This window comes from Pseudoalteromonas sp. S4741, assembly GCF_005886135.1.
Taxonomy (GTDB): Bacteria; Pseudomonadota; Gammaproteobacteria; order Enterobacterales; family Alteromonadaceae; genus Pseudoalteromonas; species Pseudoalteromonas tetraodonis.
In genome coordinates this window covers 1-13,235 of record NZ_PNCN01000031.1, presented here as the reverse complement: position 1 = coordinate 13,235, position 13,235 = coordinate 1, and the positions used below count along the sequence as shown (strand labels likewise).

Genomic DNA, 13,235 nt, shown 5'->3' with positions numbered 1-13,235 from the left:
AAAAGGTACTCATTCTTTACTTTTTCTTGGCGTGCCCTTGCTTGGGCACAATCGAAAAGTAAAGAATCAGCGCTATCCACGAAAAGAAGATAGCGCCTACTAGCCAGCCATTTTTTTCATGGCCTTGGCTACGCTTACTGTTAAGAATTATCATAATAGGGAAAATGTAAGCACATAAAACAATAATTAAAAAAGCAATTTCAGTCATTATTTTTCCAAGCTAGGCCAGTCAACTTCATTACTCAATACTCGCTCTTGCGCGATATAATGCAAAATATCTCCGGCGTTTACTGCATAATCTAAAGGTGGATTTAAATCCATATTTTTTGCACTTAAATTATGAGCTACACCTAACAATATTGCATCATGATCGTACTTAAAATGATGAAATAATTTACCAAATTCCATGGTTTTTACATTACTAGGTATTTGTAGGCTAAATTGCGTATCACCATGCAAAGTAGATAACAACTCTTCTTGAACTCGACTTGAGCCTGGATCTTGCATTGAGCGCACCAAAATCTCTGCTGACTTAGTACTGCTACACTCTACGTTGTGGCAATGCTCTAATAACATTTCCACTTTCGTTTCATCAAAAAAGTGTGCACTTATGTGACAATCTTCTTTGACTAAACGGCTAATACGCAGTGCGGTGGTAAATGTTTGGTCGTCATCTTGGCCATCAATAATCACTTTATCGGCGTGGCGAATGGCAACGCGTTCTAATTCATCCAAATCGGTGAAACTGGTTAGGCGAGCAAAATCAACATTCTCATTACTTAAAAACGGATGCTCTATTTGTTCAGTAACCGCTAATAAAATACGGCGATCTGTCCGCTTAGTATCAGCCAAAATGTAGTCGATCATTTTTTTGGTACGAGCATTATGCCAACCAAAAATAATAATATGATTGCTACTGTGAGCAAAGTTTTTATCACCAGTCATAGCGCGCCTAATTAAGTAAGTTACTGTTTGTCCTGTTTTACCCAACAAGACACCAAATAAAGCCAAACCAAAAGGTATTTGTATTAATGCGACAATCCATCGACCTAAGTCAGTTGATGGACTTAAATCCCCATACCCTACCGTTGAAGTGGTTACCGTGTAGTAGTAAAAAAAAGTACTCGGTGAAAGCAGTGCCTGCTCATTTGCCATAAATAATAAGCACCAAGTAAGCAGCATATGTAAAGACGTTGCTATTACAACAGACTGCCAACTAACCTGATCAATATGGCTGCGCAACAGCACAACAATACGTTTTAAAATATGATGCATAATTTTTTGTTAATCGATTGATTATTTAAATCATTTAGTAACACGATACTGTAAATGATAACACCTAAGCAATGTTTTACTGTAATCGAAATATTCAAGGTTCGTTATGAAGAAAAATAAGAGTAAACTATAGTTATAAAGTTATGAGGAAAGAATGGATCTATTATGTCAGGTGTTTTAGCGTCAGTTGATCAGCGTACTCAGCTTGTAGGCGAAAATCGCTTAGAGTTGCTACTTTTTTATTTGCATAGCCGCCATTTATTTGCACTCAATGTATTTAAAATAAAAGAAGTGGTAAAGCTTCCCCGTTTAAGCAAAATACCGCACTCTCACCCTAAGGTAACCGGTGTAGCCAATATACGCGGTGAATCTATCCCAGTGATTGACCTTCGCCAAGCCATTTCTATGGCTAAAAAAGAATATGGTGAAGATTGTAACCTGGTCATAACTGAATATAACCGTACCACTCAAGGTTTTTTAATTGGCAAGGTTGATCAAATCATGAACATGACCTGGTCTGACATTATGCCGCCACCCAGCTCTGTGGGTAAAAATCATTACATTACGGCACTAACTAAAGTACAGCGTGACGGTATAGAGCACTTAGTAGAAATTATTGATGTTGAAAAAGTACTGGCCGAAATAGTTGAGTACGAGGTTAATATTTCTGAAGGGGTGTTGGATCAAACCATAGTCAATGAATTCTCTGGGCGAAAAATACTACACGCTGATGATTCGCCAACAGCCCGCAAGCAAGTTAGCGATACATTATCGCAGCTTGGTATCGAAATAATTCCTGCCAGTAATGGCCTAGAAGCCCTACAAATGCTCAAAGGCTGGGCCGATGAAGGCCGCGATGTTGAAAAAGAATTACTTATGGTAATTACTGATGCCGAAATGCCTTCGATGGATGGCTATCGCTTAACCTATGAAATACGTAACGACAACCGCTTAAAAAACTTACATGTGGTGCTTAACACGTCCCTGAGTGGTAGCTTTAACCAAGCCATGGTGGAAAAAGTAGGCTGTAATGCATTTTTATCAAAATTTCAGCCCGACTTACTCGTTCAAGAAGTACAAAATCGCTTAAAGCAAGTGCTTGGTGATTCTTAATTGAGCATAACTAGCAAATACCGACCAAGGTAAGTATTTGCTAGCGATATTCCCTCATCAACAACCTTTAAAAAGTCTGCTTTACTTAGCGTTTATTCAAAGCGGTGTTTGCTAATCCTAAGATTTCATGATTAATTAACAAATAAGTTTTCACTAACTCGTTATTAATTATGCTTAATAAAGTTGCCAGCCCGTTTACTAAGCTCGTCGAGCGCTACTTACCCGACCCATTTATATTTGTCATTATGCTCACTATTATTACCTTGAGCATTGCGAATTTAGCGACCCCTGCAACCACACTTGAGGTAATAACATCATGGGGTAGCGGGTTTTGGAACTTACTGAGCTTTGCCATGCAAATGCTGTTGGTGCTAGTAACAGGCTACATGCTTGCCAGTACCTCGTTAATAAGTAAGTTACTAACAAAATTAGCAACGCTTGCCAATACAGCTCCAAAAGCCATTATTTTAGTGACATTTATTTCGCTTTTGGCAAGCTGGCTAAATTGGGGGTTTGGCTTAGTGATAGGGGCTTTATTTGCTAAAGCCATTGCTAAGCAGACTCGAGTGGATTATCGGCTGTTAGTGGCAAGTGCCTATTCAGGCTTTGTAGTATGGCACGGCGGATTAGCAGGCTCCGTACCACTCACCATTGCCACCGAAGGGCATTTTTCACAGGCGACTATGGGTATTATTGGCACACAGCAAACCTTATTCGCAGGCTTTAACATTGCGATTCTGATTGGCTTATTTATTATTATGCCGCTGGTTAACCGCTATATGCTACCAAATGAAAAAGACAGTGTTTATATTGACCCATTACTGCTTAAGAACACTTTAGCCGATAAAGTAACAATAACACGCCCTGCTCAGCATTTAGAGCAAAGCAAACTGCTAGGTATGGGCATTGGATTACTCGGACTTGCCTACTTAGGTTATTACTTTTTTATCGCAGGTGGCGGCTTAAACCTCAATAGCGTAATTGCCCTGTTTTTGTTTATGGCAATCACTCTGCATCAAACACCCCATAATGTACTTAATAGCTTGCAACAAGCGATTCCGAGTGGCGCAGGAATTGTAATTCAGTTCCCTTTTTATGCTGGCATTATGGCGGTGATGGTCGATACAGGGTTAGCACAACAAATATCAAAAGGTTTTATCGCCATTGCAGATGCCGATAGCTTGCCATTTTACAGCTTTATAAGTGCAGGACTCGTTAATATGTTTGTGCCCTCAGGTGGCGGACAATGGGCGGTACAAGCGCCTATTGTTATACCTGCAGCACAAGAGCTTGGTGCAGATATGGCGCGGGTTGCTATGGCTGTGGCGTGGGGAGATGCGTGGACTAATTTAATTCAACCCTTTTGGGCATTACCGGTATTAGCCATTGCAGGATTAAAAGCTAAAGACATTATGGGCTTTTGCGTGGTACAGCTGATTATTACTGGGGTGTTTATTTCGTTGGTATTAAGCTTTTACTAATATAATCGGGCTGTAACTCATATTACAGCCCGCACTTACTTAGCTCGATAAAATCTTCATCGGTAAGCTTAATATCGCGTTTTCAGAGTCGGCAAAGTGCATCATCACTGCTACATGGCCAGCAACCACCAGTGCATACATAACCGCTGAAAAACCTTGTCCGTATTTATCTAGTGGTATTAAATGGGAGTAATGTCGACCGCGCCATTCAAATACAATTTCCAGTGCGCCCACAAACAAAAAGAACACCAGTAACATCAAGCCAAACGTATAGCTAAGCCATAAACCAAAAAACACACCCAGCAAGCATACACTTAGGCCAATCCACGAACGCATAGAAAAGCTGATACTCTTTAATACATGCCCACCATCTAGCGGTAAAATAGGCAGTAAGTTAAATAAGTTAAGCAGTGCACTAAGCACTGCAACACCGGCAAATATTTCCATTTCTGTAGCGTAATAAAGCACCACACCTAGCACTGAGGTAAACAAGCCAAAGGCAGGCCCCATAAGTGATATAACCACATCTTGCCAGCGCGTAGTTATTTTATCGTCGCTCACAGCAAGACCACCAACAAAGGGAATTAAATAAATACCTTTGGTTTTAATGCCAAAATACTTCATTGCACGTACATGGCCATACTCGTGTACCACCAAGCAAGCAATCAGCATTAACGCAAACTCAATGGTAAACAGCCATGCATAACCCGCTACCGATGCACTGGCAAGCGCCACCTTAACAACCTTAGCGCTTTTAAATAATTTAAAGCCAAGCGCCGCGAGCCCTAAAAACCCTTTTTTAGGTTCGCCTTGTGCTGCTGCAGGTAAAGCTAACTGAGTTGCAAACTGATTATTTACATACAACGCTAAGCTTTGCTGGCTTACTTCGCTGCTATCAATACCAATTAACTGCTCATCAAGCATAAACTCGACATAATTTTCACGTGGGTTTTCAAATGCTATCGCTTGCTGATCATGAAATATTTTTACAACTTGCTGATCGGCTATCATCAGCGTAAACGGTTGCTCTGCCAGAGAAAGATCGACTTTTATCATTGTTATACCCATTATAAATTATGGCGCTAGTATACCTTTCCACCAAAAAAATACGAGTGAGCTAGCATCATTTTATTAGCGATAATTTAAGGTAAAAATGCCTGAAATACTGACAAAAACTATTCAAGCGACTCTTTTTAGTATTACAGGAAGTAAGCTACAACTACCAAGGACACCAATGCGAACTCAATTGCCAAACATACTCGTTGTTGATGACTCAAAAGCCATTTTAATTGTTATGAAAGCGATTTTTAATGAGCTCGAAATGCCAGAAGTCACCACTTGCTTAAGCGCAGTTACAGCACTTGAAAAAGTAAAAGCTGATATAAACTATTTTGATGCCATATTTACCGATCTTAATATGCCAGAAATGGATGGCATGGAGCTGTTCCGTTACTTAGGTGAAATAGGCTATTGCGGTGCAGTTGTTATTATTTCTGAAATGGACCCGAAAATAATCAGCCTAGCCGCTGACCTAGCCAAGCAGCACAATGTGCATTTAGTTGGTAACCTTACCAAGCCTGTGCAATTAAATCAGGTAAATACATTACTTGCCAAAATAGCGCAGTTAAACAGCCATACGCTTGTAAAAGAGCGCCCAATTACTAAAGCTAAGCTGATTAACGCATTAAAAAATAATGAAATAACACCGTATTACCAACCTAAAATAAATATAAACAATAACCAAATACAAAGTGTTGAAGTATTGGCTCGCATTGTTTCAAATAAAAACGAACGCGTTATTTTACCAAGCCGCTTTATCAGCCTGGCTGAGCAATGCGATTTAATCAATGACATTACGTTTACGCTATTTGAAAAAGCCTGTGGGGACATCAAGCAACTAAAAGAGCAGCTGGGTACAAATTTGAAATTGTCATTTAACTTATCGCCGTGTCAGTTAGATGATTTAAACCGCCCCAATAAGTTATTACAGCTTCTACAAAAACATGATGTTTTACCCAGTGATGTGGTGCTTGAAATAACCGAGCAGCATGCCCTTTCAAGCTACACTCAACTCGAAACCTTAAATAGATTAAGAATATTCGGCTTTGGTATTTCACTCGATGACTTTGGCACTGGTTTTACTAATATTAACCAACTGAAACGGCTGCCATTTACAGAAGTAAAAATAGATCGCTCTTTTATTAGCCACATAGAAACCGATAAGTTTTCTCAAGTGGTAGTCAGTTCACTAATTAATATGACAACCCAAGAGCAGCTTGAATTAGTGGCCGAAGGGGTTGAACGCCCCGAAGAGCTGGCTTACCTCAAGCATTATCAAACAAATTTAGCTATACAGGGCTTTTTATTTAGTTGCCCAAAGGCAAAAACTGAATTTATCTCGTGGGCACAACACTGGATAAAAACAGCTGCTAAAACAAAAAACAGCTAACGAGATTCATTATCGTCGGCGCTGACGATATGCTCACTATCAGCTAAACGCTGGTGCCAACGCTGCTTTGCTACGGCGCGCATATTGGTTGATTGATCTCGCTCATCCACAATTTCTAAGCCCATTAACGCTTCTATCATATCCTCGAGCGTTACAATTCCTTGCACATCACCGTATTCGTCAATCACTAAGCAAATGTGGGTACGTTGGGTGAGCAATGTTTGTAATAGCGACGATACATTTTGGGTGCTCGGTACCGTATAGATAGGTTTAACTAACTTACTAATTTTGTAATCTGTGCCTAACCGATGATATGCCAACATAATATCGTTTTTATGTACAAAGCCTATGATATCGTCAGCGTCTTTGTCATAAATTAGCACTCGAGAGAATGACGACGAACCGTGTTCACTCAAGTATTGATTAACGGTAAGATCTTTATGAATTTTAAAAATGACCGTACGCGGTGTCATTAAATCGGTTAGTTTTGCATGCCTAAAGTGCAGCAAATTACGAATGATTTCTGATTCATCAGCATGAAGCGCCCCAGACTCACTGCCAATGTCGGCCATTGCTTCTATTTCTTGGCGAATATAATAGGCCTCATTATGCTTTTGACCCATCAAATTAGTTAGCTTTTGTGCTGCCCAAACAAAAGGCTTAAGGACTAGTACCAAAATACGTAAACCATAAGTCACACTAGGCGTTAAAGCACGCCAATAATTAGCCCCCAGCGTTTTAGGAATAATTTCAGATAACACCAGTACCAATAAAGTCATAATCGCAGACGCAATCCCCACAGCCGCATCTGAAAACACCACGGCAGCCTGTGCGCCCACGCCCGCAGCACCGGCAGTATGTGCAACAGTATTAAGTGTTAAAATAGCCGCTAATGGCTGATCGATATTACTTTTTAGCTTCTCTAGTTGCTTAGCCAGTACTGGCCGCTCTTTACGAAGCAGCGCAACATAACTAGGTGAAATGCTCAATAGCACCGCTTCCATGACAGAACACAAAAACGAAATCACAATCGCTGTAACCATGTAAACGATTAATAGTGTCACTTTTTTTCCTCTAAATTGGATATATGAGCATCATAACAATACATGCTATATTTGGCCAAATACCCAATAATAATAGGCATAACAATGAATTTAAGCGCACCTTGGCATCGTTACGCAAAACGTTTTACTTACTTAGCAACCCTGCTAACATTAAGTAGTCTGAGTATAACGACCTTAGCCGCCCCACTCGATCAATCAAAAATCCAGTTTATCGGGCCTCTTGCAGAAGACATGCAAGCAAAGCCATTTCAAACACCGTATGGCGACGTGATTATCAGTAATCTGCTTGCACAACTTGAATCAAATAAAGAAAGCTTTGTTGTGTTTGGTAAAAAGCACAAGTGGCAACCACTTGATAAAATTAACGCGCTTACTTTAAGCGGTTTACAAGCACTTAAATTTAATATTGAAACTAACCGATTTACTCAAGGCTCCTTAAACATTAAAGGAATAGAGCAAGGCCAGGTTTTTATTAACGGTGAGAAACAAAGTGGTGAAAACCAACGCTATCAGCTTGCTTTAAATAACGGCTCACACACCGTTATTGTCATTGCTCAACAGGTTGCTAATTGGAATGATGTCACCTTAGAGTTTGTGCCAAAAGCAGACACTGATGTTGTCACCCTAACCACCAATAAAACCAAGCGCTTATCGGCTAAGCAATTGTTTGACGCCCCAACTATTAGCGGCTTGTCTTTGTCACCTGATGCTAAGCATTACTTAAGTACAACAAAGCGTTACAGCGATAAAACAGGCAACGACGCCATTACCACAACCGAGCTTAAAAATACTAATAACCAAACGGTATACCGATTTGAAGAAGCGCAGCCTAGCCAATTCACTTGGAGTCCTGATAATCAATTTTTAGTCTATTTACTCAACGGCGAGTTAAAGCAGTTAAACCGTAAAACTTTCGCTATAAAAACCTTAGCCTCAGGCCTTGAGGGGGCAAGCAACTTTAGCTATTACAACGATAATAGTATTCTTTTTAGCTGGTCCAAATCACCTGAAGAAACCAATAGCCTCACTAAACATCATAAAGGCTTGCAAGACCGTTGGTCTTACGCCCGTACGGTTAGCCAATTATATTTACTCGATACCCAAAGTGGTTTAACCAAAGCCCTGACCGAAGGCGTATTAAGCCATCAACTTGAAGATGCTAATAGCAACCGTGGAAAACTATTAATAAGTCGTCCAGTAATGGCCATGCAAGCCTCAACCCATCCAGAGACTGAGCTGGTTGAACTTACATTAAAATCCAACAGCATAAAATCGTTAGGTAAGTTTAAAACCTTTAATCAAGCGAAATATACCGAAAACAATATTTATGTTGTTGCAGGCCCTGATTTTAAAAATGGCGTAGGCAGAGTACTACCGCAAACCATGCTGGCGAATAATTATGATGGCCAGCTGTATTTACTAACCGATAACACTAAAAAAGTAACAGCGTTAAGTAAACAATTTGACCCTGCGATTGGCACATTGGAAGTACTAAGCAATGGCGATGCATTAATCAAAGTGACAGAAAAAGACACCCAACCACTGTATTTATATGATCTTAGCAAACAACGCTTTAAAAAGTTAGATACAGGGTTTGATATTGTAGAACAGTTTAGTTTTTCAAATACTCGCAATACCCAGCTACTGCTCTCTGGCAGTAATGCTTCAAGCGCCCAACAACTCAAGCGCTTTGACGTAAGCAAAAATAAGGTGGAGTTAATCTGGGATTCAAACCCGATTGCATATGCCAATACCACGATTCCTAAGCTTGAAGAATTTAACTTTACCAATAAGCGTGGCGTAGAAATATCTGGTCGTGTTTACTTGCCAAGTAATATTGATAAAACTAAAAAGCACCCTGCTCTGGTCTATTACTATGGTGGCACCTCACCTGTGACTCGTGGATTTACAGGGCGTTACCCTTTTAATTTATGGGCAGCGAACGGCTATGTGGTTTATGTGGTACAGCCAACTGGTGCAACGGGCTTTGGACAAGCGTTTTCAGCGCAACATGTCAATGCATGGGGCGATTATACCGCCGATGACATTATGCAAGGCACAGAGGCATTTTTAGCTAAATATGATTTTGTAGACAGAAATAAAGTCGGTAATTTAGGAGCATCTTACGGTGGATTTATGACGATGCTGCTTGCTACTAAAACCGATATGTTCAGCGCGTCTATTGCTCATGCGGGAATTTCAAACTTAACTTCTTACTGGGGTGAAGGATGGTGGGGATATTTATACTCAGGCGAAGCCTCTAAAAATAGTTTCCCGTGGAATAACTCTGAACTTTATAGCCAACATAGCCCAGTGTTTCATGCCGATAAAGTGACCACGCCATTACTGCTTATTCATGGTGACAGCGATACGAATGTGCCAGTAGGTGAAAGCTTAACTATGTACACCGCGCTAAAACTGCTAAATAAAGATGTTGAAATGATTGAGTACAAAGGAGCCGATCATCAAATATTTGCACGCGATAAGCGTTTTAATTGGTGGAACACCATGTTGGCTTACTTTGATAAAGAGTTAAAAAATGAACCACAATGGTGGGATTCAATGTACGGCCAATAATCATTTAAATGCGCACTTAAAATAATTTATAAAAAGTGCGCTATATAAAAGTAATTTGATTATTCTTTTTTGTAATATAAAGTTACCGAAAAAATTAAACTCTGTGTTATGCATGTAACGAATAATGCTAACATGCAAGGCTACTATTAAAAAAATAACAGACTATGGCAATAAATGTTTTATTGGTTGAAGATGACGAGCTGCTAGTAAAGCGCATTCAAAACCATTTTATAAATACCGAGTTCTCTATTGACGTTGACGCAACGGGTGCCGATGCTTTAAGCATGGTTAAAAGCCGTGTAAATCAGCGCAGTGCTATTTCCTTGGCAATTATTGATATTGTGCTGCCAAAGCGCAATGGTTTACAACTTGCCAAAGAGTTAAATACGCTCACCGATATTGGTGTTATTTTGTTATCGAGTCGTGACTCACAAGCTGATCGTATTGCAGGTCTTGCTCAAGGTGCCGATGACTATATTTGCAAGCCTGTCGATTTACTCGAGCTTGAGTTGAGAATGCGCGCTTTATACAAACGTATTGCAAACAATCAACACGACGATGACAGTGAAGAGTTTATCGAATACGCAGATTTTAAACTCCATCCAGATAACCGCACACTCATTACAGCCAGTGGGATTGAATCACGGCTCACCGAGGCAGAGCATAAAGTGCTTATTTGTTTAATCGGCAATGCCGGTAAAGCCACTTCACGTGAAAAAATATCAGAAGAAATTGGCCAGCCTGATTGGAGCCCCAACGATCGTACTGTAGACGTGTTAGTGGGTCGTTTACGTAAAAAGCTTAACGATGAGAAAGATCAAAAACGCATCGTCACCGTGCGTGGTAAAGGCTATATGCTATCTATTTAGTATTGGGTTAACTGCGATAATAAACGCTCAAATGCCCGATAATTAAGTGCTTCTTTAAGCTCATTTAAACTAATTTGTGGCGCGCCCTTTAAATCACTAATGGTACGCGCCACTTTTATCACTCTATGATAAGAGCGCGGCGATAACGCCAGCTTTTCACTTGCTCTAGCTAAAAACTGTAGCTCCGCAGCGGGTAACTCGCAGTATAAGCTCATTTCTTTGTTATTTAGCCGCGCATTCACTTTACCTTGGCGTTTTAATTGTATTGCATAAGCCGCTTCTACTCGCGCTCTCACTTCAGCACTGGTTTCTTCTGCAGTCGTACTTTGTAGCTCCACGCTGCTTAGTCTAGGGAGCTCAATTTGCAAATCAATTCTATCGATAAACGGTCCCGATACCCGCGATAAATAACGCATCACTTGATCAGGGGTCGCCCGTTTATCATGATGGCACCCAGTCGGGCTGGGATTAAGTGCTGCAATAAGCTGAAACTGTGCCGGAAATTCCATTTGTCTTGCCGCGCGCGAAATCGTCACGGTTCCGGTTTCCATTGGTTCTCGTAACGAGTCCAGTACTTTGCGCTCAAATTCAGGCAGCTCATCTAAAAATAATACACCATTGTGCGCTAACGATATTTCACCGGGTTTAGGGTTAGACGAACCGCCTACCAGCGCAACAGCAGAGCAAGTGTGATGAGGATTTCGAAATGGTCGCTGACGCCAATTGGTTAAATCGATTGAGTGGCCAATAATGGAATACAAAGCGGCAGTATCAATGGCTTCATCATCTGACATGGTTGGCATTATTGTAGACATTCGTTGCGCAAGCATTGATTTACCGGTTCCTGGTGGTCCTAAAAATAGTAGGTTATGTCCACCTGCGGCAGCAATTTCTAGTACTCGTTTAGCACCGGGTTGGCCTTTTACATCACTTAAATCGAGTAAAAAGTCTGGCGCTTGGGTACAGTCAGGGTAGGTAATATTCAATGGTAAAGGTTGTTGGTTGAGTAAGTCTCCCCACACCTCTTGTATAGAGCTTACCGCTTTTCGTTTTACACCGCTGACAAGGCTAGCCAAACTATCGTTTTCAAGAGGAAGAAAACAGCAACGGTTTTGCTCTTTAGCTCCAAGCACTGAGGGTAAAATAGCATTCACTGCACGTATTTCACCATTAAGAGCAAGCTCACCATAAAACTCATACTTATGAATATCAGGGCAGACTATTTGCCCCGATGCGACCAAAATGCCTACCGCAATCGCAAGGTCAAACCGCCTGCCGTCTTTTGGTAAATCGGCAGGTGCTAAATTAACGGTGATACGTTGATCGGGAAATCCAAATTGAGAGTTTTCAAGGGCGCTGCGTACTCTATCCTTGGCCTCTTTAACCGATGCTTCGGGTAAGCCGACAATATGAAATGCAGGTAAACCATTCCCTAAATGCACTTCAACCATAACCTCGGGGGCATTAATTCCTACTTGTGCGCGAGAAAATATACGGGCTAACGACATTCCATATCCTAGTTAACTGCTATATTTAACCAGTTTAGTCAGGATATTTAAAAACATGTAATATAATCTTCCATTTAATGGCCGAAAAGCGCAGCAATAAGGTCATTAACATACTCAAGATCATCGCCACTTCCACCGTTAAAGATAGGTTTATAGCTAACGTATACACGATACCACCAGCAATACAGGTAATAGCATAGAGCTCACCTTTGAGCAGCATAGGAATATCGCGGGCAAGCACATCGCGAATCAATCCACCAAAACAGGGGGTGATCACCGCCATAATAATAACCGTCATATCAGGCATACCGGCCAATTGCGCTTTTTGTGCTCCCATTACCGCAAAAAAGGCTAAACCAAATGCATCGGCTGTTTGTAAAACATAATAAGGAATCGATTTTTGTTTATTGATCAGTCGTGTTGTAACAAGCACTGCTGCTAAAATAGCATAGAAGTAGCTTTGATCGTGTAACCAAAATACGGGTTGATCGAGTATCACATCGCGAACAGTACCGCCACCAATAGCCGTAACGGTTGCAAGCACAACCACACCAAAGCCATCCATTTTCTTTTCATAGGCAACCAAGGTGCCCGATATAGCAAATACCGCTACGCCAATTAAATCAAACCAGTGATAGAGTTCAGTCATAATTTTTATTACAAAAAGTTTTAAAGAGTTTAACGCATAGCATACTAAATATTCAGCAATAACACTTTCAAAAAGTAGAATTAGAAAAGAACAGTAGGTATACGTGTTAAAAATAGCGTGAGGGAATATGAATTTTAGGCATAAAAAACATGTTATTTCAGTGGTTGCGGGAGCTGGATTTGAACCAACGACCTTTGCTGGCTAATGAAGAGCTGAGACCGACGAGCTACCCATTAAAGTTCCTATTAGC

At 40.6% G+C, this 13,235-nt stretch carries 11 protein-coding genes; 5 read left to right on the top strand and 6 right to left on the bottom strand.

The features are described 5' to 3' along the window. Nucleotides 1–16: 16 nt before the first annotated feature. Both CWC30_RS05290 and CWC30_RS05285 read right to left on the bottom strand, forming a co-directional pair. Nucleotides 17–208, bottom strand: a complete 192-nt coding sequence (locus tag CWC30_RS05290; protein ID WP_013463775.1) for a hypothetical protein — start codon at nucleotides 206–208, stop codon at nucleotides 17–19. Beyond that, on the bottom strand, nucleotides 208–1,275 hold the full coding sequence (locus CWC30_RS05285; RefSeq protein WP_138626616.1) for a potassium channel family protein: 1,068 nt from the start codon (nucleotides 1,273–1,275) through the stop codon (nucleotides 208–210). Before CWC30_RS05285 ends, CWC30_RS05290 begins: the two co-directional genes overlap by 1 nt. Nucleotides 1,276–1,440: 165 nt before the next feature. On the opposite strand from CWC30_RS05285, the gene CWC30_RS05280 reads away from it, so the two are divergent. Both CWC30_RS05280 and CWC30_RS05275 read left to right on the top strand, forming a co-directional pair. Then, nucleotides 1,441–2,388: a chemotaxis protein CheV gene (locus CWC30_RS05280; RefSeq protein ID WP_069440205.1), complete on the top strand. Its 948-nt coding sequence runs from the start codon at nucleotides 1,441–1,443 to the stop codon at nucleotides 2,386–2,388. 170 nt (nucleotides 2,389–2,558) lie between these two features. Further along, the gene (locus CWC30_RS05275) at nucleotides 2,559–3,869 is read left to right on the top strand and encodes a short-chain fatty acid transporter (protein ID WP_138626615.1); all 1,311 of its coding nucleotides are present in this window, start codon (nucleotides 2,559–2,561) and stop codon (nucleotides 3,867–3,869) included. A 39-nt stretch (nucleotides 3,870–3,908) separates the two neighbouring features. Here CWC30_RS05275 and CWC30_RS05270 read toward each other — a convergent pair whose 3' ends face one another. Next, complete coding sequence (locus CWC30_RS05270) at nucleotides 3,909–4,925, bottom strand: metalloprotease (RefSeq protein WP_138626614.1); 1,017 nt, start codon at nucleotides 4,923–4,925, stop codon at nucleotides 3,909–3,911. A 178-nt stretch (nucleotides 4,926–5,103) separates the two neighbouring features. Between CWC30_RS05270 and CWC30_RS05265 the strand changes: the two genes are divergently transcribed. Beyond that, nucleotides 5,104–6,318, top strand: coding sequence for an EAL domain-containing response regulator (locus CWC30_RS05265; protein WP_138626613.1), 1,215 nt, complete (start codon nucleotides 5,104–5,106; stop codon nucleotides 6,316–6,318). Here the strand turns inward: CWC30_RS05265 and CWC30_RS05260 are convergent. Further along, nucleotides 6,315–7,382, bottom strand: a complete 1,068-nt coding sequence (locus CWC30_RS05260; protein ID WP_028835911.1) for a hemolysin family protein — start codon at nucleotides 7,380–7,382, stop codon at nucleotides 6,315–6,317. The genes CWC30_RS05265 and CWC30_RS05260 overlap by 4 nt on opposite strands. 84 nt (nucleotides 7,383–7,466) lie before the next feature. Between CWC30_RS05260 and CWC30_RS05255 the strand changes: the two genes are divergently transcribed. Next, on the top strand, nucleotides 7,467–9,959 hold the full coding sequence (locus CWC30_RS05255; RefSeq protein WP_138626612.1) for an alpha/beta hydrolase family protein: 2,493 nt from the start codon (nucleotides 7,467–7,469) through the stop codon (nucleotides 9,957–9,959). Between the two features lie 164 nt (nucleotides 9,960–10,123). After that, nucleotides 10,124–10,828 (top strand): response regulator transcription factor, encoded by a 705-nt coding sequence (locus CWC30_RS05250; RefSeq protein ID WP_013463763.1) that lies wholly within the window; start codon nucleotides 10,124–10,126, stop codon nucleotides 10,826–10,828. On the opposite strand, the gene CWC30_RS05245 is transcribed toward CWC30_RS05250, so the two are convergent. After that, nucleotides 10,825–12,336, bottom strand: a complete 1,512-nt coding sequence (locus CWC30_RS05245) for a YifB family Mg chelatase-like AAA ATPase (protein ID WP_138626611.1) — start codon at nucleotides 12,334–12,336, stop codon at nucleotides 10,825–10,827. The two genes, CWC30_RS05250 and CWC30_RS05245, sit on opposite strands and share 4 nt — an antisense overlap. Nucleotides 12,337–12,370: 34 nt before the next feature. Then, a complete protein-coding gene (locus CWC30_RS05240) occupies nucleotides 12,371–12,985 on the bottom strand; it encodes a trimeric intracellular cation channel family protein (protein ID WP_024601286.1) in 615 nt (204 codons plus the stop codon). Nucleotides 12,986–13,235 lie beyond the last annotated feature (250 nt).

What these genes read in the sequence shown, in the direction of transcription:
- CWC30_RS05290 (WP_013463775.1), bottom strand. Translation starts at nt 208, where the DNA reads ATGACTGAAATTGCTTTTTTAATTATTGTTTTATGTGCTTACATTTTC.
- CWC30_RS05285 (WP_138626616.1), bottom strand. Translation starts at nt 1,275, where the DNA reads ATGCATCATATTTTAAAACGTATTGTTGTGCTGTTGCGCAGCCATATT.
- CWC30_RS05280 (WP_069440205.1), top strand. Translation starts at nt 1,441, where the DNA reads ATGTCAGGTGTTTTAGCGTCAGTTGATCAGCGTACTCAGCTTGTAGGC.
- CWC30_RS05275 (WP_138626615.1), top strand. Translation starts at nt 2,559, where the DNA reads ATGCTTAATAAAGTTGCCAGCCCGTTTACTAAGCTCGTCGAGCGCTAC.
- CWC30_RS05270 (WP_138626614.1), bottom strand. Translation starts at nt 4,925, where the DNA reads ATGATAAAAGTCGATCTTTCTCTGGCAGAGCAACCGTTTACGCTGATG.
- CWC30_RS05265 (WP_138626613.1), top strand. Translation starts at nt 5,104, where the DNA reads ATGCGAACTCAATTGCCAAACATACTCGTTGTTGATGACTCAAAAGCC.
- CWC30_RS05255 (WP_138626612.1), top strand. Translation starts at nt 7,467, where the DNA reads ATGAATTTAAGCGCACCTTGGCATCGTTACGCAAAACGTTTTACTTAC.
- CWC30_RS05250 (WP_013463763.1), top strand. Translation starts at nt 10,124, where the DNA reads ATGGCAATAAATGTTTTATTGGTTGAAGATGACGAGCTGCTAGTAAAG.
- CWC30_RS05245 (WP_138626611.1), bottom strand. Translation starts at nt 12,336, where the DNA reads ATGTCGTTAGCCCGTATATTTTCTCGCGCACAAGTAGGAATTAATGCC.
- CWC30_RS05240 (WP_024601286.1), bottom strand. Translation starts at nt 12,985, where the DNA reads ATGACTGAACTCTATCACTGGTTTGATTTAATTGGCGTAGCGGTATTT.